This is a genomic window from Spirosoma areae (genome assembly GCF_054781775.1).
Map to the genome: position 1 here is coordinate 292,984 of NZ_BAAGTT010000010.1, position 23,622 is coordinate 316,605.

General features: G+C 51.9%; 19 protein-coding genes and 1 pseudogene. 11 read left to right on the plus strand and 9 right to left on the minus strand.

The genetic code is table 11. From position 1 onward, the window contains the following. Positions 1-58 precede the first annotated feature (58 nt). The 3 genes from ACYVI1_RS04975 to ACYVI1_RS04985 all read left to right on the plus strand — a co-directional run bounded on the left by ACYVI1_RS04975 (position 59) and on the right by ACYVI1_RS04985 (position 3,450). Positions 59-1,312 carry a competence/damage-inducible protein A gene (locus ACYVI1_RS04975; RefSeq protein ID WP_460907386.1) on the plus strand — a complete coding sequence of 418 codons (1,254 nt, stop codon included), beginning with the start codon at positions 59-61 and terminating at the stop codon, positions 1,310-1,312. 77 nt (positions 1,313-1,389) lie between these two features. Further along, the gene (locus ACYVI1_RS04980) at positions 1,390-2,844 is read left to right on the plus strand and encodes a dihydrolipoamide acetyltransferase family protein (protein WP_460907388.1); all 1,455 of its coding nucleotides are present in this window, start codon (positions 1,390-1,392) and stop codon (positions 2,842-2,844) included. 78 nt (positions 2,845-2,922) lie between these two features. Further along, positions 2,923-3,450: a 5' nucleotidase, NT5C type gene (locus ACYVI1_RS04985; RefSeq protein WP_460907390.1), complete on the plus strand. Its 528-nt coding sequence runs from the start codon at positions 2,923-2,925 to the stop codon at positions 3,448-3,450. Positions 3,451-3,533: 83 nt separating this feature from the next. On the opposite strand, the gene ACYVI1_RS04990 is transcribed toward ACYVI1_RS04985, so the two are convergent. The 4 genes from ACYVI1_RS04990 to ACYVI1_RS05005 all read right to left on the minus strand — a co-directional run bounded on the left by ACYVI1_RS04990 (position 3,534) and on the right by ACYVI1_RS05005 (position 6,876). Next, positions 3,534-4,346 carry an acyl-CoA desaturase gene (locus ACYVI1_RS04990; protein ID WP_460907392.1) on the minus strand — a complete coding sequence of 271 codons (813 nt, stop codon included), beginning with the start codon at positions 4,344-4,346 and terminating at the stop codon, positions 3,534-3,536. A 112-nt stretch (positions 4,347-4,458) separates the two neighbouring features. After that, entirely contained in the window at positions 4,459-5,121 is a 663-nt protein-coding gene (locus ACYVI1_RS04995; RefSeq protein ID WP_460907394.1) for a DUF4159 domain-containing protein, read from the minus strand. Next, positions 5,118-5,810 carry a 16S rRNA (uracil(1498)-N(3))-methyltransferase gene (locus ACYVI1_RS05000; RefSeq protein ID WP_460907396.1) on the minus strand — a complete coding sequence of 231 codons (693 nt, stop codon included), beginning with the start codon at positions 5,808-5,810 and terminating at the stop codon, positions 5,118-5,120. The genes ACYVI1_RS04995 and ACYVI1_RS05000 overlap by 4 nt, the downstream gene beginning before the upstream one ends. Before the next feature lie 109 nt (positions 5,811-5,919). Beyond that, a complete protein-coding gene (locus ACYVI1_RS05005) occupies positions 5,920-6,876 on the minus strand; it encodes an alpha/beta hydrolase (RefSeq protein WP_460907398.1) in 957 nt (318 codons plus the stop codon). A 156-nt stretch (positions 6,877-7,032) separates the two neighbouring features. Between ACYVI1_RS05005 and mtaB the strand changes: the two genes are divergently transcribed. Beyond that, positions 7,033-8,406 (plus strand): tRNA (N(6)-L-threonylcarbamoyladenosine(37)-C(2))-methylthiotransferase MtaB, encoded by a 1,374-nt coding sequence (gene mtaB / locus ACYVI1_RS05010; RefSeq protein ID WP_460907400.1) that lies wholly within the window; start codon positions 7,033-7,035, stop codon positions 8,404-8,406. Positions 8,407-8,804: 398 nt separating this feature from the next. On the opposite strand, the gene ACYVI1_RS05015 is transcribed toward mtaB, so the two are convergent. The 4 genes from ACYVI1_RS05015 to ACYVI1_RS05030 all read right to left on the minus strand — a co-directional run bounded on the left by ACYVI1_RS05015 (position 8,805) and on the right by ACYVI1_RS05030 (position 12,678). After that, a complete protein-coding gene (locus tag ACYVI1_RS05015) occupies positions 8,805-10,559 on the minus strand; it encodes a GMC oxidoreductase (protein WP_460907402.1) in 1,755 nt (584 codons plus the stop codon). A 522-nt stretch (positions 10,560-11,081) separates the two neighbouring features. After that, positions 11,082-11,453, minus strand: a complete 372-nt coding sequence (locus tag ACYVI1_RS05020; protein WP_460907404.1) for an iron chaperone — start codon at positions 11,451-11,453, stop codon at positions 11,082-11,084. A 27-nt stretch (positions 11,454-11,480) separates the two neighbouring features. Continuing rightward, complete coding sequence (locus ACYVI1_RS05025; RefSeq protein WP_460907406.1) at positions 11,481-11,882, minus strand: SRPBCC family protein; 402 nt, start codon at positions 11,880-11,882, stop codon at positions 11,481-11,483. A gap of 31 nt (positions 11,883-11,913) precedes the next feature. After that, positions 11,914-12,678, minus strand: a complete 765-nt coding sequence (locus ACYVI1_RS05030) for a phosphatidylinositol-specific phospholipase C/glycerophosphodiester phosphodiesterase family protein (protein WP_460907408.1) — start codon at positions 12,676-12,678, stop codon at positions 11,914-11,916. A 193-nt stretch (positions 12,679-12,871) separates the two neighbouring features. Here ACYVI1_RS05030 and fabG point away from each other — a divergent pair, with 193 nt between their 5' ends. From fabG to ACYVI1_RS05045, 3 genes are all read left to right on the plus strand, one after another. Next, entirely contained in the window at positions 12,872-13,618 is a 747-nt protein-coding gene (gene fabG / locus ACYVI1_RS05035) for a 3-oxoacyl-[acyl-carrier-protein] reductase (protein ID WP_460907410.1), read from the plus strand. A 72-nt stretch (positions 13,619-13,690) separates the two neighbouring features. Continuing rightward, positions 13,691-15,838 (plus strand): VWA domain-containing protein, encoded by a 2,148-nt coding sequence (locus ACYVI1_RS05040; RefSeq protein WP_460907412.1) that lies wholly within the window; start codon positions 13,691-13,693, stop codon positions 15,836-15,838. Between the two features lie 353 nt (positions 15,839-16,191). Further along, on the plus strand, positions 16,192-16,515 hold the full coding sequence (locus tag ACYVI1_RS05045) for a DUF6169 family protein (protein WP_460907414.1): 324 nt from the start codon (positions 16,192-16,194) through the stop codon (positions 16,513-16,515). 85 nt (positions 16,516-16,600) lie between these two features. Here the strand turns inward: ACYVI1_RS05045 and ACYVI1_RS05050 are convergent, their stop codons facing one another. After that, the gene (locus tag ACYVI1_RS05050; protein WP_460907416.1) at positions 16,601-17,287 is read right to left on the minus strand and encodes an NUDIX hydrolase; all 687 of its coding nucleotides are present in this window, start codon (positions 17,285-17,287) and stop codon (positions 16,601-16,603) included. Between the two features lie 587 nt (positions 17,288-17,874). On the opposite strand from ACYVI1_RS05050, the gene ACYVI1_RS05055 reads away from it, so the two are divergent. The 4 genes and pseudogenes from ACYVI1_RS05055 to ACYVI1_RS05070 all read left to right on the plus strand — a co-directional run bounded on the left by ACYVI1_RS05055 (position 17,875) and on the right by ACYVI1_RS05070 (position 23,607). Then, positions 17,875-19,980, plus strand: coding sequence for an outer membrane protein assembly factor BamB family protein (locus ACYVI1_RS05055; protein WP_460907418.1), 2,106 nt, complete (start codon positions 17,875-17,877; stop codon positions 19,978-19,980). Positions 19,981-20,197: 217 nt separating this feature from the next. Continuing rightward, a pseudogene (locus tag ACYVI1_RS05060) lies at positions 20,198-20,293 on the plus strand (IS200/IS605 family transposase); the annotation flags it as partial. A gap of 403 nt (positions 20,294-20,696) precedes the next feature. Continuing rightward, positions 20,697-22,688: a glycoside hydrolase family 127 protein gene (locus tag ACYVI1_RS05065; protein ID WP_460907420.1), complete on the plus strand. Its 1,992-nt coding sequence runs from the start codon at positions 20,697-20,699 to the stop codon at positions 22,686-22,688. A gap of 55 nt (positions 22,689-22,743) precedes the next feature. Next, positions 22,744-23,607 (plus strand): DJ-1/PfpI family protein, encoded by an 864-nt coding sequence (locus ACYVI1_RS05070; RefSeq protein WP_460907422.1) that lies wholly within the window; start codon positions 22,744-22,746, stop codon positions 23,605-23,607. Positions 23,608-23,622: the final 15 nt, after the last annotated feature.

Consider the following 23,622-nt stretch of genomic DNA (forward strand, 5'->3'; position numbering starts at 1 on the left):
TTTAAAGCCTATCACGTTGGCTCTATTAAGACTGGACATAGCGCTCCACGTAACGAAAATGACTACTACCATCCGTGCCGAAGTGATTACCATCGGCGACGAAATTTTGTTCGGGCAGATTATTGACACCAATACGGCCTGGATTGGTACCGAATTAACGAATATCGGCATTCGGGTTGTCCGTAAAACGTCGGTGGGCGACCAGGTCGATGCCATTCTGCAAAGCCTGCACGAAGCGCACCAACGCGCCGATATTATTATCATTACGGGTGGGCTGGGGCCAACCAAAGACGACATTACCAAGAAAACGCTCTGTACCTATTTTGGGGTCGGCATGGTTCGTAATGAAACCGCGCTGGCGTTGGTAACGAGTTTTTTTGAGAAACGGGGTCGCGAAATAACCGAAATCAACCGCGCTCAGGCCGACCTGCCCGCCAACGCAATTTATATCCAGAATGACTGGGGAACCGCGCCGGGCATGTGGTTCGAGCATGAAGGGCGTGTGTACGTGTCGTTGCCGGGTGTTCCGTTCGAGATGAAACACCTTATGTCGAACCGAATTCTGCCGAAACTAACTCAACACTTCCAGGCTCCAATTATCAAGCACAAAATGATTCGGACGGTTGGCCTTGGCGAATCGTTTCTGGCTGAACGCATCGAGGCCTGGGAAGATGCCCTGCCTGAGCACATTAAACTGGCGTATCTGCCTAGTTTTGGCGGGGTGAAATTGCGACTGACGGCCACCGGCGATAACAATGCCCAACTGGATAGCGAATTAGCAGAACAGGTAGATAAGGTGATGCCGCTGATTGAAAAAAACGTGTTTGGTTTCGATAATGATGAACTCGAAAACGTTGTTGGAACGCTCTTGAAAGACCAGAACCTTACGTTAGGTGTGGCCGAGAGTTGTACTGGAGGCTATGTGTCGGCCCAGATTACGAAGGTGCCGGGGGCATCGGCTTATTTCTGGGGGGGGGTTGTCAGCTATAGTAACGCCGTTAAAGTGAGCACATTGGGTGTCCGGCCCGAAACGCTGGAGCAATTTGGTGCCGTGAGTGAAGAAACCATCCGGCAAATGGCCGAGGGCGTTCGACGGGCACTGGGCACAAACGTTGGTATTGCTACGAGCGGCATTGCCGGACCCGACGGCGGCACGCCCGACAAACCCGTTGGCACGATCTGGATAGCCTGCGCCACCAACCGGCGCACCGTTACGCGCCTGCTCAAACTCGGCCAGTACCGCGACCAGAATATTCAGCTAACCACAACCTATGTACTGAATATGCTGCGGGAAGAGTTACTAAACGAATGAATAATGAATACTATACAATGGATAATAATTCGCTGCTCATTGTACATTATTCATTATCCATTATTCATTAAAAAGACATGGCTCTCATCGACATGATAATGCCCAAAATGGGCGAAAGTATAATGGAATGCACGGTTATTGCCTGGCTTAAACAGCCCGGCGACCGGATTGAAGCCGACGAATCAGTACTGGAAGTGGCGACTGATAAAGTAGATACAGAAGTGCCAGCTCCGCAACATGGCATCCTGAAAGAAATTTTAGTGAATGACGGTGACGTAGTCGCTGTTGGGGCACCCATTGCGCGAATTGAAACAGAAGAAGCGGTTGCGAATGAGTCAGACCCGGCGAAAAACGCCCCGGACGACGCCAGCCAGATACCCAAAGGCATTGGCGATAGTGCCAACGTTCCTGCTGAGCCGGAGAGCGTAGAGGCAGCTAATTTTATTGAGGAAACAACCGCGATAGGTTCGGCGGCCGATGAACTCGAAGCCAGCATTTCGGCCATGAGCAGTCGTCAGGTGGCTTCACCCGAGAAGGCAGTTGCTGTATCGGCGACGACCCTGACAGACAGTACACCGGTTCCAGACAACCGTTTTTATTCACCGCTGGTCCTGAATATCGCTAAAGAGGAAGGTATTTCACGCGTAGAACTCGACCGCATTCCTGGGTCGGGCGCTGACAACCGTGTTACGAAAAAAGATATTCTGGCTTATGTGGCGGGTAGGGGAGTACGGAGCACGGAGCCGGGAGCTGGGAACTGGGAGCCTAATAATGCATCCACCCAGGCTCCGAGCACTATGCCCGCTGCTTCCCGCTCCGTAAACGGTCAGGCCGACATCATTCAGATGGATCGGATGCGGAAACTGATTGCTCAGCGCATGGTCGAGTCGAAGCAGATTTCGCCCCATGTCAGCTCGTTTGTCGAAGTCGACGTAACACCTATTGTTGACTGGCGCAATCAAAATAAAGATCGATTTAAGCAGCAAACCGGCGAAAATCTGACCTATACGCCCATTCTGGTCGAGGCCATTGTCAAGGCCATTAAAGACTTCCCAATGATAAATGTTTCGGTGGAAGGTGATACGATTCTGGTCAAAAAAACCATCAACATCGGCATGGCAGTGGCGTTGCCCAACGGTAATCTGATTGTGCCGGTTATTCATCAGGCTGATCAGTACAATCTTACCGGCCTGACTAAAAAAGTCAATGATCTGACGAAACGCGCCCGCGAGAACAAGCTCACCGCCGATGACCTGGTGGGTGGCACCTACACCATTTCTAACATTGGTACCTTTGGCAATCTGATGGGAACGCCCATTATCGTGCAGCCCCAGGTAGCCATTATGGCCTTTGGGGCAATTGTCAAAAAACCGGCGGTCATTGAAACGCCCCAGGGCGATTTTATCGGCATCCGGCAGTTGATGTTCTTGTCGCACTCCTACGACCATCGCGTTGTGGACGGTTCGCTGGGTGGGCAGTTTGTCCGGCGCGTTGGGGATTACTTAGAAAAATTCAGCCCCCAACGCCAATAGGGGGCACTTAATCAGGCCATGTTCAGCACATACCGGTATTTTCGACCAATAAAAAAAACCATTTGGGGATTAGGGCATATGAGAAAACGCATTGCCATAGACATGGATGATGTCATGGCCGACACCCACGCCAAGTTTATCCGGTTGTATCTGGAAGGCGAGATGCCCCGATACACGCTGGAAGAACTCCGGGAGAAGTCATTCCACGAATTGTTCGACGAGGATGAATACAGAGCCATATCGCAGCGCGTCTATGAACCGGGCTTTTTCCGGGACATTCCGGTAATGGACGGTGCTCAGGAGGTTATCGCCGAGCTAATGAAAAAATACGATGTTTTCGTGGCTTCGGCGGCTCAGGAATTTCCAAATTCGCTGCGGGAGAAATGGGACTGGCTACAGGAACACTTTCCGGCCATTTCGTGGCGCAACTACATCTTTATGGGCGATAAAAGCGTGCTGAATACAACCTACCTGATTGACGATATGCCCCGAAATCTCCGCACGTTTCAGGGCAAAGGGCTGCTATTCGATGCACTCCACAACCGCGACGACCGGGAGTTTCGGCGCGTGAAATCCTGGGCCGACATAGCAAATGTTTTATTGTAGTGCGGGTGGAAACCCGCAGAACTGATAACAAAAAAGGCTCCGATTAATCGGAGCCTTTTTTTAGACAACTATGACTGTTACTATTACACGTCAACTTCCCTGTTAACCTCAACATAGCGGTCGTGGCCTACTTCATACTGCGCTTTTTTCGCTTCTGCCGATGGCCGCAGGCGAACAACCCGCAGTTTATGGAGAATACCGATTAGCGGAAACGTTGGGTCGAACTCAAACCATTTTGCCCCAAAATTAGCCGAATTAGGGCGTTTATGGTGATTGTTCTGAAACAATTCGCCCATCATGACCACGTCCAGAATCAGCGAATTTTTCGACTTGTCCTGATTGTCGAAGTTGGCATATCCGTATTTATGCCCACTCCAGTTGATAATAGCGCCGTGTACAGGTCCCATCACGAAATGCACCGGCAACAGGAAGAAAAACGCCCAGTGCATGTCTAAATACAGGAAAGCAACGATGTAGAATATGCTGTAGAGCACACCCCAACCTGCCCGCGATACCCACGAATCACCAACTTTTTCGATGAAATTCCACTCCGGGTAGTTCCGGTCAAATTGCCGCTCGACAAGCTGTTTACGATGAAGAACGGCGTTATAAATATCTTTGGTTTTCCACATCATCGTAAATATGTTCTTCGTGTGATGGGGCGAGTGCGGATCTTTTTCCGTGTCGCTGAAGGCATGGTGCATCCGGTGCAGCACGGCATAGGCGCGCGGGCTTAAGTACGACGAGCCTTGCGACAGGTAGGTTAAGGCATAGAAAAAACGCTCCCAGAATTTGCTCATTGAGAACATCTTATGAGCCGAGTACCGATGCAGAAAAAATGTTTGGCAGAACAGGGACAGATACCAGTGTCCGATGAATGCGGCCAGTACAATCACAATCTTGATTGATTAAAAGGTGAAGATTACTACAAACTAAGAATACTCCTACAAAACTAACGAAATTTAAGGCGGTTTGGCTTGCTTTCCCCAAATAATACTCTATAATAAATTAATTTATTACCGTGGTTGCGTACTGCAGCAGATTGGCGCCCATTCGCAGCGCCTGTTGCCGGACGGGTTCGGGGTCGTTGTAAACGCTCTGATCTTCCCAGCCGTTGCCCAAGTCACACTCATAGCTATAAAAGCAAACCAGTCGTCCCTGGTAAATCAGGCCGAATCCCTGTGGCGCTTTGGCATCGTGTTCATGAATTTTGGGCAGGCCCGTTGCAAAATTAAACTTCTGGTGATAAACCGGATGCGTAAAGGGCAACTCGATAAAACTGAGTTCGGGAAACACCTTTTTCATCTCCCGCCGGATGAACTTGTCCAGCCCATAGTTATCATCGATATGCAGAAAACCGCCCGACATCAGGTATCGGCGCAGGTTTTGCACATCGGCATCGCTGAAGGTCACGTTGCCATGCCCGGTCATGTGTACGAACGGATAGCCGAAAATATCGGGGCTTCCCGGCTCCACAATGTCTTCTTCGGGAAAGATATTCATTCGCAGATTGGCATTGGCAAACTTAATCAGGTTTGGCAGGGAGGTCTTGTTCGCGTACCAGTCGCCCCCGCCATTGTATTTCAGTTTGGCGATTTTGTACGCATACTGAGCCTGGGTAATGGATAATGAACAATGAATAAGGAGTACCGTAAGCAGGAGTTTTTTCATGTGTTTATAAAATTCAGAAACTGGCAGGCTGTCAGCGCGGCCGTTTCGGTACGTAATCGGTGTGGACCAAGCGTTGCCATCTGAAAACCGGCAGCAACGGCCTGTTGAATTTCTTTTTCCGAAAAGTCACCCTCCGGGCCAATCAATACAGCGTACCGGCCATTTACGGTGGCAGATTTTGCCAGATTTACACTTGGTTTATTCTCCGGTAGATGAGCGATAAACCGTTGGTTTTCATTTATTGTTTTTACCAGTTCGCCAAAAGGCACGGCCTCGTCCAGTTGCGGCAAATAGGACTGCAACGACTGCTTCATGGCGGCAACGGCAATCTTTTCCAGGCGTTCTAATTTCAAGACCCGGCGTTCGGAATGCTGCCCGAAAAAGAAACTGATTCGCTCGATGCCAACCTCTACAGCTTTCTCCACAAACCACTCGATACGGTCCAGATTCTTGGTCGGAGCCACACACAGCCGAACCGAAAATGGTCGTGGGGGCGATGTTTGCGTATCGGTTATCCGAAACTGGCAACGCCGGGCGTCGGCCTGGGTAATAACGGCAGCATGGCGGTTTCCGTGCCCATCTGTAACCGCAATAATCTCGCCAGTGGCTAAGCGCAGTGTTTTGATGGCATGGCGCGAATCATCTTCAGTAAGAAACTGAACAGGTTGAGGCTGATAAAACAAGTGCATAGATAGCCCAAAAGTAAATAGAAACGTAGTACGGGCGGCCCCGGCTGATTAGTATGATTACTATAGTTCACTAAGATTCTATCAGCGTAAAGCATAGTAATCATACTAATCAGCGTTCCATTACATCACTCCACAACCACCGTAGTGATTCGGGTAGAATGGAACCACCGTGTTTGCCGTTATGCCCGCCTGTACCGCCAACAAATCTGTAGTCGTACTTACTGAATTTCAGGGCAGCATCCATTTGCAGGTTACCAAGCCACCAGTTACCATGCGGGTTATCGAGGTCGTTGCTGCCGTCCTGCAGGAATACTTTTATGTTTCGTTTGGGTGCCTTGCGAATCAGCGACGGGTAGACATGACCACCTTTGATGTTCGTAAAACTGCCAACGTGACTCAGTACTTTGTGAAAATAGTCGGGACGTTGCCAGGCGGCAGTGAACGCGCAAATACCCCCCGACGATATGCCGCCAATGGCCCGCATCGTTGGCGAATCGGCTACTTTATAGGTTTTACTGATTTCAGGAATCAACTCTTCGATGAGTAGCCGGGCATACTGATTGGTGAGCGTATCGTACTCGTAGCTGCGGTTGTCGGCCCGGAAAGGCTCTTTTGGTACTTCGGTACCATGCTGACCGGGGTTAATAAACAGCCCAATTGTAACGGGCATGGCTTTCTGGTGAATGAGGTTGTCGAACACCACCGGCACCCGAAAATCGCCATCCTCGTTCACATAGGTATGACCATCCTGAAAGATCATCAGAGCCGCCGGTTTTTTCCCGTCGTACTGTGCCGGTATGTAGAGGTAATATTCGCGAATGGTGTTCGGGAATACCGTACTTTTCCAGACATGCTTTGTTATGTTGCCTTTGGGAACGCCCGGCTGCCGCTGCGAATCGGGTCCATAGGCAACGGTTTCGCTGGCGGGTTGCTGCTGCGCCGATACCGACAAGGCAAGTAGTAAGAACAGGCTACTAATGAGGGAGGTTCGCGAGTGGTTTAGCATAAATTGAGAAGTCAGAATACAAGCAAAACTACCGATAGTCTCAATGAGTAACGAAGGCATACTTTAACAGGATTACACGTTAATAAAACCTGTAACCCTGTTAAAAGCTACTGGATACCTCATTGCGGAGCAAATCTGTCCGGTACTTAAACACCCCCGCTTCCCGGAGCGCCGAACCGTCGTTTTTTTGTATTTTTGCCGGATACATTACGTACTGTGAAAAAAGTCGCTTTCTATACACTCGGCTGCAAACTGAACTTCTCCGAAACCTCGACCCTTGCCCGCCTGATGGAACAGCAGGGTTACGAGCGCGTGGAATTCAATCAGCAGCCTGACATCTTTATTATCAACACCTGCTCCGTGACCGACAACGCCGACAAAAAATGCCGGAAGATTGTCCGCGAAGCCCAGAAAATTAATCCCGATGGCTACGTGGCCATTCTGGGCTGTTACGCGCAACTGAAGCCGAAAGAAATTTCGGAGATACCGGGCGTTGATGCCGTGTTGGGGGCCGCCGAGAAATTTCGGCTGCACGAACTCATGCCGACGTTTGAGAAGGTGCCAGCCGGCCAACCCGCGCAGGTGTTCAACTCGCCCATTGAACACGCCATCGACTACCATGCGGCCTATTCGCTCAACGACCGCACGCGCACGTTTCTGAAGGTGCAGGACGGCTGTGATTATCCCTGTGCCTATTGCACCATTCCACTGGCGCGGGGCAAAAGCCGCTCCGATACGGTTGCCAATGTTGTGCAGGCCGCCCGCGAAATTGCTGAGCGCGGACGGTCGGCCGCTGCCGTGAAAGAGATTGTGCTGACGGGCGTTAACATCGGCGATTTCGGTCTGGCGAATGGCCCTGGGCTGGATGGCCACCGTCAGGAAACGTTTTTCGATCTGGTACAGGCACTGGACGAAGTCGACGGCATTGAGCGGTTCCGTATTTCGAGCATCGAGCCGAACCTGCTGACGGATGAAATTATCGAATTTGTGGCCCGCTCGAAGCGCTTCGTACCGCATTTTCATGTACCGCTTCAATCGGGCAGCAACCGGATGCTGGGTCTGATGCGTCGGCGCTACAAGCGCGAACTCTACACCGACCGTGTGCTGAAAATCAAGGCTTTGATGCCCCATGCCTGCATTGGGGTCGATGTGATTGTGGGCCACCCCGGCGAAACCGATGCAGAATTTAAAGAAACGTACCTGTTTCTGAACGAACTACCGGTGTCGTATCTGCATGTATTCACCTACTCCGAGCGGCCCAACACAACGGCGTTGGCGATTAGGCCCATCGTGCCGGGTCATGTGCGGGCCGAGCGGTCGAAGATGCTGCACATTCTGTCGGACAAGAAACGCCGGGCCTTCTACGACGCACAGGTTGGTCGCCAAGCAACCGTGCTGTTTGAAGAAGACAGTGCCGCCGGGACGACGCCAGCCGGGCAAATGCTGGGCTTTACCGAAAACTATGTCCGGGTGGTCGCGCAATATGACCCCTTATTAATTAATGAAACCCTGAATGTGCGGTTGACGGGGGTTAATGCTGAGGGATTGATGGACGTTGAGGAAATGGAGGCAGTGCTGGAGAAGCATTGATTTGCCCAAACCAGTATAGTTCATTTTTGTCATTCCGATGAATGAGGAATCTTAAAGCTTCCTAAGAGGCTTCCTAAATTTCCCAAATTAGGTGTGGATTCTCCATTGCTGCCTCCGGGCGCGGTGAGGACACAGCAACGGGAAGCACGAGAAATAGTCGTTTAACAAGTGGGCTTTAAAATTCCTCATTCATCGGAATGACAAAAAAAATCCAAACCCTGAGAGACTGTCTAAATTTTGTGAACTTGCTTTATTCGATTGTCCCCGTTGCTGTGTCCTCACAGCAACCTACGCGTCAGCCACTGTTTAGCCTACCGGGGAGGTTGCTGTGAGGACACAGCAACGGGAATCCACAGGTAATTTTAAGAAATTTAGACAGCTTCTGAACCTTCGCGATTCTACAAACTCTTCTGCTTCACCTGATCGATCAGATACTGTGATGTTCGCATGGAAGCGGCCAGAATTGTCCAGGTTACGTTTTTGTCGCCCTGCGAAACGAAAGGAGCCGCATCAACGACAAACAGGTTTTTCACGTCGTGAGCCTGCTGAAACTTGTTCAGAGCCGATTTTTGTGGGTCGTTGCCCATCCGAACCGTACCGACTTCGTGGATAATCCGTCCGGGGGCCGCCAATCCGTAGCCGTGCGCGTCATTGGGGCCGGGTTTATTGCCGAGCGGAATGCCGCCCATTGCCAGAATGATTCCCTCAAAGGTGTCCTGCATGTGTTTGGCCTGCTTTACCTCGTAATCTGACCATTTGTAGTGAAAGCGCAGGGTTGGAATGCCGTATTTGTCCACTGAATTCGGGTCAATTTCGCAGTAGTTGCTTTCGAGCGGTACCGGCTCACCCCGCCCCGACATACCAATGTAGGCCCCATAAAACCGCCGGTAGTCGTCTTTCAGTCCCGCACCATAGCCGCCACCCGACTTCATTTTGCCATCCCGTCCCGGAACGATTTTGTGCATCGCTTCAATGCCACCACCGAAACCATAGCCGGGCATTCCCATGCCGCCACCGTATTCGATATGGTAGCCGCGCGGGAAGTCTAACTTCTTGTTGTCGAGCCACCAGGGGGTAAATACGTGCATTCCGCCCACGCCATCTTCGTTGTAGCGTTTGCGGTCCATCAGGGCCGGTATGAACCCCGAACGGCTGGCCCCGGTTGAGTCGTTGAGGTATTTGCCGACAACTCCGCTACTGTTGGCCAGTCCATTCGGGAAACGGCCTGATTTGGAATTGAGCAAAATTCTGGCCGACTCGCAGGTACTCGCCCCAAGCATAACGGCCTTCGCCCGCACGGTCACTTCCTGCAGGGTGCGGGTGTCTACGTAACTCACGCCCGTTGCCAGCCCGGTTTGTGGGTCGGTCATAACTTCGCGGGCCATCGCTCCGTTGATCAGCGTTACATTCCCGGTTTTAATGGCGGGAATACATAGTACCGACGACGACGAAAAGTCGGCATAGGCCTGGCAACCGCGCCCACATTGGTGGCAATAAAAACAGGAGCCTCGTTCCTTATTGATGGGTTTCGTTAAAATACTTAATCGCGACGGAATCACCGGAATGCCAATGCTGCGGGCGCCTTTCCGAATCATTAACTCATGCAGACGAGGCTTGGGTGGGGGCAGAAAAATGCCGTCCGGTTCGTTGGGGAAATTTTCGACGGAACCGAAAACACCAATCAGCCGATCCACCTGATCGTAGTAGGGTTTCATGTCGTCGTAGGTGATGGGCCAGTCGTCGCCCACGCCCGACAGGGAACCGCGCCGGAAATCGTCGGGGCCGAACCGAAGCGAAATGCGTCCCCAGTGGTTGGTGCGTCCGCCCAGCATCCGGGACCGGAACCAGTGAAACTCGGCGCCCTCTTTGGACGAATAGGGTTCTCCGTCGATGTCCCAGCCTCCCCAGGCCGCATCGAAATCACCACCTGAGCGGGCTGCGGTAGCGGCTCCCCGCCGGGGCGATTCCCAGGGCCATTTCAGTTGGGTGATGTATTTTGGGTCGGCGGGGTCGTAGTAGCCACCCGCTTCGAGCAGAACGACTTTGGCGCCTGCTTTAGCGAGCATATACGCAGCCATGCCACCGCCTGCACCGGAGCCAACAATGGCAACGTCGTAGGTGAGCGGGGCTTTTTTGAGTTGTGGGATGTCCATCGACGAGGAAAGAAAGTAGAAACGCTACACGTTGATAGACTCAATAAGTCGAATTGCAGTAGAGTTTACTGTTTCTGGAACTGATTTAGGGTAACGCGCCTTGACCGAATGGCACGGACGGCCCCGTTGCTTCGGTTTGACGCGCCAGAAATAGTTTACAACTCGTAATAGGCTGTCTAAATTTTCCGAATTAGGTGAGGATCTCCCCGTCGCTGTGTCCTCACAGCGACCTCCCCGGTAGGCCAAACAATGGCTGACGCATGGGTTGCTGTGAGGACACAGCAACAGGGAATCCATATCTAATTTGAGAAATTTAGACAGCCTCTTAAAAACAGGCTCGGTCTTACCCCCAACCTCCTGAAGGGGGCTTATTTCCACGTTGGACAAAGCTCTCCCCGTCGCTGTGTCCTCACAGCGACCTGTACGTCAGCCGTTCTTTACCTGCTGGACAAGTCGCTGTGAGGACACAGCGACGGGGACAAGCAGTCAATTTTAGAAATTTAGACAGTCATTAAGTGGTTGCTATTTCTTTTTTCCTGCTTTTTCCAGATTCTTTATTACTCTAAACTTGACAAGTTTGGCTATCAGGCTCAACGGCATTGGTTTATGGAGCGGAAATTGAACCGAACCTTTCCCTTGTTTGTAACCAGCTAATTTCTCGTTGAAGGCTTCATTGGCGGTCGGTGTTGCATAGAAGCCGATGTGATTTTTGAACGCGGCAAAGTAAACCAGGTTGCCATTAAGGGTGAATGTCGGCATAGCGTACTTAATTGTTTCGGTAGCGTCGGGCGCGGCTTCTTTAATGGTCGCGCGAACTTGTTCCAGCATTTCCTGAACATCTTTAGGAAAACTGGCAATGTACTCATCGATGTTGTTCGGTTTAGGCGTTGTCATATAGCGAGACTGTTTGGGATTCTGATTTTAGCGCATTTCGATATTTTTCATCAATTGTTGATGCTGCGTTTTGAAAATGCGTTGCAGGATACCTTCAATGGGAAGAGGGGATGTAAAATGAATCGTTTCTTCAATAACTGAACAGTCCCCGTCCGGTTTCAGAATAAAATTCATGTCAATTTTGGTGAGTTTTAGAACGGTAGCCCGCATAATTACCCGTTTATTTGTTAGGTCACTTTCAATTGTTACCGGATAAGTGAAGGAAAAGGGAAGAAAGCCCAGTTTGAGGGTTTCATAGACTAAATAATTGGTAGTACCTAACTTATCAATTCGGGTAATAACCGGATGGGCCGAAACAAACTTTTGTACATCTGTCAGATAATCAAAAACAAAATCTACAGGCTTTTTGATTGTAAAGGTGAGTTTCATAGGTATTCGGGTACATTTCATCCTGACATCATCATCGCATCGTCTGCACACACTCAGCTACTTTATCGGTATTAATCACATCGACACCTAATTTCTTCAACTGCTTCCAGGCGTTGGCTATATCGGGGATGGCCCAGAACCGGATGGGTTTATTGTCGCTGTGTGCCCGCTTAATAACGCGCTTGAGTTTGTCGCGGTCCAGGTCGGGGAGGTCACCGGCGCCATCCCAGCGGGAATAGGAGCGGAAATTGTCGCTGATGAGGGCAATGCGCCGGAGTGTCTCTTCATCATACACCTCACTGGGTCGCCCATCGAACTGAAGCAGGGGGTAATCGAGGTAATTCTGGATTTTAGGCCGGTTACCGCTGATAATAACCTGCACCGCTTTGGCATTGGCCGACCGGTTGAAACACACCAGATTTTCCTGCAGGCTGGCCAACAGAATGGGTAACACGTCCGTTGCTGCGTCTTTTACGTCAATAACGAGGCTAAATGTATAATCCCGGTCGGGGCTGGGTTTGTCTTTGTATTGCTGAAATAACCGGGCAATGGGTTTGATGTACAGGGAATCGAGGGTTGGCGGGTTGACAGCCGTTGTGTCATGCGACACCACTAACTTACCGTTCTGCAGCCAAACGTCGGTTTCAATAAAGTCGACGCGTTGTTCATAGGCATCCACAAACGGTTTGGGTTGGGCGTAGTCATTGTGGGCATGAATTTTCTGGGCAAAACTGGCAGATGAGAATACGACCGGCAGGGTTAACCAAAGCAGAGCGGGTAGAATAGCGTAGCGCATGATGAATGGCTTATTTGAGGACAAGGTAACATAGCTTCCTCACGAAACCAAAACCCGGCATGAACCTTGCCGTTTACACCTAAACCGCTACTTTTGACAGAAACATCAATGAATAATGCATAATGCTTACTACCTCAAAACCAGTGCTGGCATTGTTCATTGTTCACTATCCATTATTTAGTATTTAGTATTCATGGATTTACTAAAAGGAAAGGTTGCGTTGATTACGGGCGCGTCGCGCGGAATTGGCCGGGCTATGGCGCATAAGTTTGCTCAGGAAGGCGCCCACGTTGCGTTCACCTATTTGTCGAATGTTGAAAAAGGGCAGGCCCTCGAAGAAGAACTTCGGGCATTTGGTGGTCAGGTGAAAGGCTATCGCTCCGATGCCTCCGACCATCAGGCCGCCGAGGACCTCATCAGGCAGGTGCTGGCTGACTTCGGCAAACTCGATGTGCTCATCAACAATGCCGGTATCACGAAAGACGGACTGTTGCTGCGGATGTCGGAAGAACAATGGGACAGTGTTATCAACGTTAACTTAAAGTCGGTGTTCAACCTCACCAAAGCGGCCATCAAGACCATGATGAAAGCAAAGTCGGGGTCGATCATTAACCTGACGTCGGTGGTGGGCATCCGGGGCAACGCGGGGCAGGCCAATTATGCCGCTTCCAAAGCGGGCATAATTGGGTTTACCAAGTCGGTCGCGCTGGAATTAGGCTCGCGGAATGTTCGCTCCAACGCCATCGCACCAGGGTTTATCGAAACCGAAATGACCGGCGAAATTAACGAGAAAGCCCTCGACGAATGGAAGCAGCAGATTCCAATGAAACGCGGTGGCCAACCCGAAGAAGTGGCCGACTGTGCCGTTTTCTTAGCTTCTGACCTCTCCCGCTACATTACCGGTCAGGTGCTGCAAGTGGATGGAGGAATGCTTACTTAATGATGAATGATGAATGATACAATCAGTATCGGTCAGCACATCATTCATAATTTATCATTCATCATTCTAAGAATGAACTTCATTTTTCAAGCCTCGCCCTGGTGGATTTTGGTGTGTCTGCTCGTTGGAGCGGCTTACGCGTTTGCTATGTATCAGCCCTTACCCCGCCTGGCTGGGCCGCGTTTGGCAGGCGGTGGGGCGGTAGTGGGTGGTTTCGACAAACGCACCACCTACGGACTGGCGGCACTGCGGTTTTTGGTGGTCAGTTTCCTGTGCTTTTTGCTGCTGAACCCACTCATCCGCAGCTTGCGAACCCTCACCGAAAAGCCTAAAGTCGTGCTGGCCATCGACAACTCCGAGTCCGTATCGGCCGCTGGTCGGCCTGCGCTCAGCAGGGCCTTAGCCAGTCTGCAAACACTTCGCCAGCAACTGACCGACAAGGGGTTAGACGTCGCCGTGCACACGTTTGGCGACACCGTGACCGATGGGGATTTGACCCAGATTCCGTTTACCCGGCGAACAACTGATTTGTCGGGTTTGCTGTCGGGCATTCGTCAGGATTATGAAGGGCGCAACCTGACCGACGTGGTGCTGGTGTCGGATGGTATTGTCAATCAGGGCCTGTCGCCAACGTTTGGCCAATACCCGTTTTCTGTGCAAACCGTTGGCATGGGCGATACGATTCCGAAGAAAGACATTCAGCTTAAAGGCGTCATCGCCAACCGAATTGCGTATCTGGGCAATCAGTTTCCAGTGCAGGCCGAGGTGGTGAGCAACGGATTTCAGGGCCGGAGCGCCACCGTTGTGCTGCGTCAGAATGGCAAAGAATTAGGTCGGCAATTGATCAATTTCGCCGGAACGCCGGCCGGAAAAAACGACACGTTTAATCAGGTAACGTTTCAAACAACAGCCACCCAGAAAGGCGTTCAGCATTATGTGGTGGACGTGTTGCCGCAGCCGGGCGAATTCAGCACCCGCAACAATCGGCAGGATGTGTATTTAGACGTTATCGACGGGAAGGAAAAAGTGCTGTTGCTGGCCCTGGCTCCGCACCCCGATATTAAAGCGATTCGTAACCTGCTGGAAAAGAACCAGAATTATGAACTCGACATCCGCGTACTGACGGGAACGCCGGCTGAAGCTCCACCGCCCGCCGACAAAACGTATGATTTGATTATTCTGCACCAGATTCCTGACAATGGCGGAGTGGGTAATGCCTTGATGCAGAAGTATCTGGCTAAAAACACGCCCGTGCTGTTTATTCTCGGTAATCAATCGTCGATGGGGCCGTTCAACACGTCGAACCCGGTGGTGCAGGTAACGGCGCAACCCAACCAGAGCGATAAAGTGACGGGTGTCTTCAACTCCGAATTCAAACAACTCAACCTGGACCCGGCCCGGCTCGATATTCTGTCCAAACTGCCGCCAATGCTGGCTCCCTACGGTGAATTCAGGCTGCAACCCGGTACCGAAGTGGTGCTGTGGCAGCAGGTGGGCAGCGTTCGTACAACGAAGCCGCTGCTGGCATTAAACGTAACATCTCCGCGAAAAACTGCCGTGCTGGCAGGAGAAGGGCTGTGGTCGTGGCGGCTCGAAGAATACGCCCTAACCGACAAGCAGGACGTGGTTGACGAGTTGATACAGAAGGTTATCCAGTTGATTTCGGTGAAAGAAGACCGGCGTAAACTTCGGGTATATCCCATCCGTAACGAGTTTGTGTCGGGCGAGAAAGTCATCTTTGAAACCGAACTCTACAACGACATCTACGAACGACTGTTCGACAAACCCGTCCGACTCGAAATAAGCGACGAGAAAGGGCTGACTCGTTCGTACAACTACACGCCCACCGCGGCCAATAGCCGTTTCGAGATTAGCCGATTGCCCGAAGGCGCGTATCGGTTCCGGGCCAGCGTGACGGTCAATAACAAGGCCGAGCAATCGTCGGGGCAGTTTGTTGTGCGCGACCTGCAACTCGAAGCCCTTAACACTACCGCTGATCACGGAATGCTCCGGCAACTTTCTAACCAAACCGGCGGGCAATTTTACAAAGCCACCCGTATGGACGACCTCGTGCGTAACCTGACTACCCGCCCGCACCCGGCCCGCCTGACGAGTACTGAGGAGATGAACGAACTCATCAACTGGCGGTGGCTGTTCTTCGTCGTCCTGACGCTGGCAACCGTGGAGTGGGGCCTTCGGAAGTTCTATGGCGGGTATTAATGCGGGTTTCCGTCTAAACTATTTTACCTCAAATCCGTGTTTCCTGCCCGTAAGCGGAGACCTTCATTCTTTACGTTGGTCTAAAAATTAATGACTACGATGGAAACGTCAACTAAACCCATGACCGCCCGCGAAAAAATCCGCAGACTTGTGGAAGTAGAAAGAGCAGGTGCAACGCGAAGCGGAGGAGCGCTATCAGAACGATCCTGAGTGCCGGGCCATATTTGAACGATTAGAGAAGAAAAATACCGAAAGACGCGCCAATAAATAGCTATGAATTTGAATTTGCTGGTGGTCAGCAGAATTCTTATTGCTTTGTAACGTATGAAAAAGTCAGGTATGAAATAAGATTTGTGCCTTCTGCCTACCTGTTTGTCGATTACATAGATGGACACGTTAATGCCTTTGAAATGGTCATTGCCGTAGCGGATAATCCGACGGGTAAGCGTATTCCCGCCGACCCGCTCACGGAGCCGACCATCCTGGCCATTTTCCACGACTTCTTTCGATCTTCAGAACACGTTATTATTTACATCTGCGACAGTTCGGACGGGCGTGAAAAAGCTCGCTTCCGAAAATTTACCAGTTGGGTGTACAAGAACATAGCTACCGATCTGTTCAATTTGCCGGTCCGCCGGAGGGCTCATGTCCTTGTAATTTGGCGACCACAAAGGTGACACGACTATCAGCTTTTTTCAATTCCCCAACACGGTCTAAGAAACCCGGAACGGGCAATACAGGAAGTTCAGGCCCGTGACCTGATTAAGAAGGAATGAAATTTAAAAAGGAGTCAGTATTCTGCTGGTACTTAGCCATATCGACCCGATAGTAATAAGCTCCACGTTTTGAAAATCCTTTCTGTTTTTCGTTTAATTTGATTAGCAGATTCGTTGAGAGAATTTTCCGACTGAAGTTACGCTTATCAAAGTCTGTGTTGTAAATCGCGTCGTAAAGCTTCTTCAATTGAGGTATGGTAAATTTCTCCGGCAATAGTTCAAAGCCAATAGGGTGCTGAGCTGCTTTGTAACGAAGCCGTTTTATAGCCAGTTCGACCATATCACCGTGATCGAAAAGTAAAGAGGGCAGGTCGTAGATTGAAAACCAGCGCGCCTGAAATGTCTCCGAAATTTTTGACTCATAATCCGCAACTTTGACTAATGAGAAGTAGGCGACAGATATGGTGCGGACAATGGGGTCACGCTGTGGATTGCCAAAGGCAAACAATTGTTCAAGGTACACATTAGTCAGGCCGGTAAGGTCAAACAGAATGCGGGCTGCGGCCTGTTCGAGACCTTCATCAGGTTGCAACCATCCCCCCATCAGAGACCAGGTTTTTTCCTCTACCCCACGTTTAACCAACAGAACTTTTAAGCTTTCGCCATCGAAACCAAAAATGATGGAGTCAAGTGCCAGTAAATAAGGACGCTGCTGTTTATACTGATCTAACATTGACGATTGGCATGCCTAAATTTTTATTCAGGGGCGAAAGTAAACTATAGCCCCAACTAAAACTAAGCAGCCTATCGTTTCAGATTACTTTCAATACCAATTATACAAACAGTTCATTTTAGGTGACCTTGTCCCGCCGAACTGGACCGTTTTAAAATGATGATTTGGCCGGTATACTAAACTGCACAAAAAAGCCGCGTCCAGATCCATTGAACGTGGCCCCTTTACTAACTGATTAGTACGGTACAGAACATTGGAATCGGATGGCCGAAGCCAGGAAATACAAATCCAAGTTCACTCCCCATTAACATCTTAGCCAGTCCCGGCAGAAATCGGAGGTTTTCGTAAACGATTTCCAGCGATTATTGATAGCAACACAACCCATTCATTGATAGCGGTTTGCCGGGAAAAAGCACCCCGGCCCGCCGGGAAAACTGGAGGTAGTGCAGGCCATTAAAAGATAACGCCTACAGGATGTCGGCGTAGACCCGCCAGGATTTTTGGGGTCCCTGAACCATATAAGCCGAGAGGTCACCGCAACTTTCGGCCATTTTGTGTTCATTTGTACTTTCCTCCAAACCTCGATCATGAAACGGTTCACCTACCCAGCCTTACTCCTGGCCCTTGGCCTGATCAGCCTGACCCAAAAACCCGCCACCACCGACTGGCCCGAATACAACGGCGGGCCAGATCGCAACCATTTTTCGACGCTCACCCAGCTAAATCCCGGCAACGTTTCCCGCTTACAGGTCGCCTGGGAATATGCTTCGGGCGGAGTCGATACGCTCAAAAACAACACCCAGATTCAGTGTAACCCGCTCATCATCGGCGGGGTGCTATACGGTGTTTCGGCGGGGTCCCAGGCCTTTGCGCTCGACGCGGCCACGGGCAGGGAGCTTTGGAAAACGGCCTTCACCGACGATACCTTCGCCATGAATAGCCGGGGCGTTACCTACTGGACCGATGGGCGACAGGCCCGAATCTTCTTCGCCTACGGCTCGCTGCTCTACGCCCTCGACGCCCGAACGGGAAAACCAGTGTTGAGTTTTGGCAAAGGCGGAAAAATCAACTTAAAAGAGGGCCTCGCCCGCCCCGGAGCCGACGAGTACGTGGTGAGCAACACGCCGGGCGTGGTGTATAAAAACCTGCTCATCATGGGCCACCGGGTGTCGGAGATCGCGCCTGCCCTGCCCGGCGACGTGCGTGCCTACGACCTGCACACGGGGCGGCTCGTCTGGACGTTCCACACCATTCCACACTCCGGCGAGTACGGGGCCGACACCTGGCCCAAAGACGGCTACCGCTCCTTCGGGGGAGCCAACAACTGGATGGGCATGGCCATTGACCGGCAGCGCGGCATCGTGTACGTGCCCACGGGGGCAGCGGCCTTCGATTTATACGGCAGTACCCGGCCCGGTCAGAACCTGTTCGCCAACAGTCTGGTGGCCCTCGACGCGGCCACGGGCAAACGGCGCTGGCATTTTCAGACGGTCCACCACGACATCTGGGACCGCGATATTCCGGCTCCGCCCAATTTATTCACCGTCGTTCATGCTGGCAAAAAGGTGGATGCCGTTTCGGTTTTATCAAAACAAGGTTTCCTGTTTGTCTTCGACCGGGTCACGGGTCGGCCGCTGTTTCCGATTGAGGAACGACCCATGCCCGCTTCCAGCGTTCCGGGAGAGAAAGCCTGGCCCACCCAGCCGATTCCCCTCAAACCCGCGCCGTTTACCCGGCAATCGTTTCCGGAAAGCGATATTAACGACTTCGTCACCGACCGCGACACGGTGCTGGCCCAGCTACGGCGCTGGCAGTCGGGGAAGGAGTTTATTCCTCTTCCACTGAGCCCCAACCGTACCGTGTTTTTCCCCGGCACCGACGGGGGCGCGCAGTGGGGCGGGGCAGCGGTGGACGAAGCCGGAATTATGTACGTTCCCTCTAAGCAAATTCCGGTCACCATGGCGCTGGTTCCAACCCCTGCCGGATCGTTGTCTGCCAGGACCGTTGAGCGCACTGGTAGCCAACTCTACCAAACCCACTGTGGGGCCTGCCACGGCCAAAACCGCGAAGGCAGTCACGATGGTAGCTATCCGGCCCTGACAAGCATTTCCCAAAAACGCAACGAGCCATCGGTGGCCCAGGTGCTGGCCAAAGGCCAGGGCATGATGCCAGCCTTCACCCACCTGAAGGAAGCCGAGCGCAAAGCCATCGTGAGTTTTTTGTTCGGCAAAACAACGTCCGTCGCCAGCCAGGCGGGTTTGAACACCGCACCCTACCACCACACCGGGTTTAGCCGCTGGTACGACCGGGCGGGGTACCCCGTGAGCCGCCCACCCTGGGGCACGCTGACGGCGATCGACCTGAATACGGGCGAACACCGTTGGCAAGTCCCGCTGGGCGAGTACCCCGAACTGGTGGCCAAGGGCCTGCCCCCGACGGGCACCGACAACTATGGTGCCCCGGCCGTGACGGCGGGCGGGTTGCTTTTCATTGCCTCCTCCCGCGATGAACTGATTCGGGCTTTCGACCGGAAAACGGGCCGTGAACTCTGGCGGGCCAAACTGCCAGCCGCCGGGTATGCTTCGCCGAGTACCTACGCCGTACATGGCAAGCAATACGTGGTGATTGCCTGCGGGGGAGGCAAACTCAAAACGAAGTCGGGGGATCGGTACGTGGCGTTTGCGTTGCCGTAAAGAGCTACTTCGTCGTTCAGAGGTTGTCTAAAGTATCCTGAGAAACAGGAAACGGTCAGGTAATTTTAGGATGCTAAGTAATGAGACATAATTAGGTCAATAGGACTTACGCAAAGGCCAATGAAGGATTCGCTAACTCCTGACGAAGATAAGCATATAACAAGCTTCAGCAGCCTTGGTTTCCTGTTGAACTAAATCGTTCGTAATGAATTGGACCTGGAGTGTAGGCAACATTACCGATGAGTTGTTAGAATCATAGTTGACTCACCATCAGGACCATCCCAACGGGGATGAGCATTTCATTCTGGAATAGCCCACTTAGAGTGGAATTCTTTTAGTCGGTTTGACCCGAAGAGAACGAATTCCATTCATTCTTAAACCTATGAACTGGAAGCCCGTAGTCGTTTAGCTTGTATCTGATTGACCAGCAAAACGCAGTGAATAAACTAAAGGAAGAGGTGAAGCAACTCCAGCAAACCAAAATCAGATAATTGCCGCTGTATCCTTATCTTTAACCCCAAAAAGCCGCTCATTCTCTGCTGGAGCGGCTTTTTGGGGTGATATGTTTAGGGGAGTACAGACGCATAAACTATTCATCAACGTCAATGGTTAGGTTGGCTAACGTGTGCCCCTGTCAGGTTGTGAGGGTTTTAGAAGTCTGATCGGTAGACTTGATTTTACGGTTCGATACGATTCTTTGGAAATAAAGAGAGCCAATGACAACTTCCCTTAGAGCGTTAACCTGTACGATTCTGCTGGTGAGCGCAATTGCGTTATCAACGCACGCTCAACGGCTTGTTCAGCGAGTTGAACCGGTCGGTTTTTCTCAGGTAACCATCACGGATCATTTCTGGAAGCCTAAATTAGATAAGGTGGCCACCGCTACCCTGCGGGCCTGCATTGTACAAACCGAAGAAAAAACCGGCCGCATCCGAAACTTTGAAAAAGTTGCCCGCAAGCAAAAGCAGAAGCCGGGCGATACGTCGCACGAGGGCATTTATTACGACGACAGCGATGTCTACAAAGCCATTGAAGCCATGGCGTATTCGCTTAAAAATCGCCCGGATACCGCCATTCGACAGAAAGCCGATGCGTGGATTGATAAAATTGCGGCCGCTCAGTTGCCCGATGGCTACCTGAACACCTATTATACGCTGACGGGCTTAGACAAACGCTGGACCGACATGGAAAAGCATGAGGACTATTGCGCCGGACACCTGATTGAAGCCGCCGTTGCCTATTACAACACCACCGGAAAACGCAAACTGCTGGACGTTGCCATTCGCTTTGCCGACCATATCGATTCAACCTTCCGGCTTAAAAATCGCCCCTGGGTGAGCGGGCACCAGGAGATCGAACTGGCCCTGATGCGGCTCTACCACCTGACGAAGCAGGACCGTTACCTGAAACTCGCCGACTGGTATCTGGATCAGCGGGGGCGGGGTTTCGGCAGGGGGGTTATCTGGGATCAGTGGAAAAACCCGAAATACTGTCAGGATGACGTTCCGGTGAAGCAGCAGAAAGAGATTACCGGCCATGCGGTCCGGGCCATGTACCAGTACACCGGCGCGGCCGACGTAGCAGCCGCCACCAGCGATCCGGGCTACCTGATCGCCATGACAACCGTTTGGGAAGATGTCGTTTATAGGAACATGTACCTCACGGGCGGCATTGGGTCGTCGGGGCATAATGAAGGCTTTACAGACGACTTCGATTTGCCCAACGAATCGGCTTACTGCGAAACCTGCGCGTCGGTGGGTATGGTTTTCTGGAACCAGCGGATGAACCTGCTCACGGGCGAAAGCAAATACATCGACGTGCTGGAACGGAGCCTCTACAACGGCGCCCTCGATGGCCTGAGCCTGAGCGGAGACCGCTTTTTCTACGGCAATCCACTTTCGTCGGGCGGTAATTATGGCCGTAGCGAATGGTTCGGCACGGCCTGCTGCCCCTCGAACATTGCCCGGCTGGTGGCTTCTTTAGGTGATTATATTTACGGGCGGTCGGAGCAGGATATCTGGGTCAATCTGTTCGTGGCCAGCAACACCACGCTCAACATCGGCAAGGTTCCCGTGCCGCTTCAGGTAGAAACCAGTTATCCCTGGGAGGGCAATGTAAAAATTACCGTTAATCCAACCCGAAAAGTCGCCTATGCCCTGCACGTAAGGTTGCCCGGCTGGGCCGAAAACATACCGGCACCCGGCAAACTCTATCGGTTTACCGATAGCAGCGAAGCTAAAATAGAGGTCTTGCTGAACGGTAAACCAGCGACTTATCGACCCGAAAAAGGGTATGCCGTCATTGATCGTACCTGGCAGAAGGGCGATGTCGTGGAGGTAAACTTGCCGATGCCGGTCCGGCAGGTGGCCGCCCGGAAAGATGTGAAAGCGGATCAGGACCGGATTGCGCTTCAGCGTGGGCCATTGGTGTATTGCGTAGAAGGGGCCGACAACGACGGGCGGGCCTGGAATATCCTCGTTCCCGGCAAGGCGACGTTCACGACCAGACCGCACCAGGTTCTTGATGAGCCGGTCGTTGCCATTCAGGCCAATGTATCCATCGTTGAAGCAGCCCCCAACGGGCTGTCAGTGCAACTGAAACCCCACGCCATCACCGCTATTCCATATTATGCCTGGGCCAACCGGGGTAAAAGCCCCATGCAGGTATGGCTGCCGAGCCGGATTAAAGAAGTAAAAATCACGGAGTAAAGTCCCGTCGATACCATTATCGGTAAAAAATTAATACTATACTACGCTGACTCCCATGAAATTAGCCATTATTTACAGCTACTGCCTGATGCTGACGGTATTCATCGCCTGCCTGTACACGGCTCAGGGCCAGAAAATAACCCCAAAAGGAGAACTGATGGCGTATTACTGCGAGCCTTGCGGCAGTGCCTGCGATTGGGAACGTCATGCCGGGCCGGGTGCCTGTGCTCATTGCGGGATGCCCCTCGTCAGGCGCAGCGTGGCGCTGATGGATTCGCTACAGGGAAGCCAGAAAAAAATGAGGAAGCGTAACGTAGCCATCTTCATTCATAATGGGGTTGAGGTGCTGGACTTTGCCGGTCCCAGCGAAGTATTCGCGTCAACGGAAGGGTTTACGGTCTATACCGTCTCGCTCACCAAAGAACCCATTATCAGTCAGGGGTTTATCAAAATTTTGCCAGCGTATAGCCTGACTGACTGCCCAAAGCCCGATATTGTTGTGTTGCCCGGCGGGCAAACCGGCCCATTCTTAAACAACAAGCCCCTGATTGACTGGATAAAAACCTGTGCCCAACAAGCTGAAATCATGCTGTCGGTTTGCACGGGAGCCGGACTGCTGGCAAAAGCGGGCCTGTTGGATGGGAAGCAGGCCACCACCTTTCACAACTACATTGATCCCCTGCAAAAGGCGACACCAAACGCTAAAATTTTGCGAAACACGCGCTTTGTCGATAATGGGCAAATCATCACCACTGCGGGCGTATCCGCCGGTATTGATGGTGCCCTGCACGTTGTGGCCAAACTTAAAGGCATTACCGTGGCCACCCAAACCGCCCGCTATATGGAGTACGATAAGTGGAAGCCTAACGACGGATTGGTGGTTGAGCAACCGGCAAAAATGGCCGTAGAGCGTAAGTGAGCGGACGGTTGCAAC

Coding starts and splice junctions, on each gene's coding strand:
- ACYVI1_RS05050 (WP_460907416.1), bottom strand. CDS start 17,287: ATGTTAGATCAGTATAAACAGCAGCGTCCTTATTTACTGGCACTTGAC.
- ACYVI1_RS05055 (WP_460907418.1), top strand. CDS start 17,875: ATGAAACGGTTCACCTACCCAGCCTTACTCCTGGCCCTTGGCCTGATC.
- ACYVI1_RS05030 (WP_460907408.1), bottom strand. CDS start 12,678: ATGCGCTACGCTATTCTACCCGCTCTGCTTTGGTTAACCCTGCCGGTC.
- ACYVI1_RS04975 (WP_460907386.1), top strand. CDS start 59: ATGACTACTACCATCCGTGCCGAAGTGATTACCATCGGCGACGAAATT.
- fabG (WP_460907410.1), top strand. CDS start 12,872: ATGGATTTACTAAAAGGAAAGGTTGCGTTGATTACGGGCGCGTCGCGC.
- ACYVI1_RS04985 (WP_460907390.1), top strand. CDS start 2,923: ATGAGAAAACGCATTGCCATAGACATGGATGATGTCATGGCCGACACC.
- ACYVI1_RS05040 (WP_460907412.1), top strand. CDS start 13,691: ATGAACTTCATTTTTCAAGCCTCGCCCTGGTGGATTTTGGTGTGTCTG.
- ACYVI1_RS05005 (WP_460907398.1), bottom strand. CDS start 6,876: ATGCCTTCGTTACTCATTGAGACTATCGGTAGTTTTGCTTGTATTCTG.
- ACYVI1_RS04980 (WP_460907388.1), top strand. CDS start 1,390: ATGGCTCTCATCGACATGATAATGCCCAAAATGGGCGAAAGTATAATG.
- ACYVI1_RS05025 (WP_460907406.1), bottom strand. CDS start 11,882: ATGAAACTCACCTTTACAATCAAAAAGCCTGTAGATTTTGTTTTTGAT.
- ACYVI1_RS05015 (WP_460907402.1), bottom strand. CDS start 10,559: ATGGACATCCCACAACTCAAAAAAGCCCCGCTCACCTACGACGTTGCC.
- ACYVI1_RS05000 (WP_460907396.1), bottom strand. CDS start 5,810: ATGCACTTGTTTTATCAGCCTCAACCTGTTCAGTTTCTTACTGAAGAT.
- ACYVI1_RS05065 (WP_460907420.1), top strand. CDS start 20,697: ATGACAACTTCCCTTAGAGCGTTAACCTGTACGATTCTGCTGGTGAGC.
- ACYVI1_RS05020 (WP_460907404.1), bottom strand. CDS start 11,453: ATGACAACGCCTAAACCGAACAACATCGATGAGTACATTGCCAGTTTT.
- ACYVI1_RS04995 (WP_460907394.1), bottom strand. CDS start 5,121: ATGAAAAAACTCCTGCTTACGGTACTCCTTATTCATTGTTCATTATCC.
- ACYVI1_RS05070 (WP_460907422.1), top strand. CDS start 22,744: ATGAAATTAGCCATTATTTACAGCTACTGCCTGATGCTGACGGTATTC.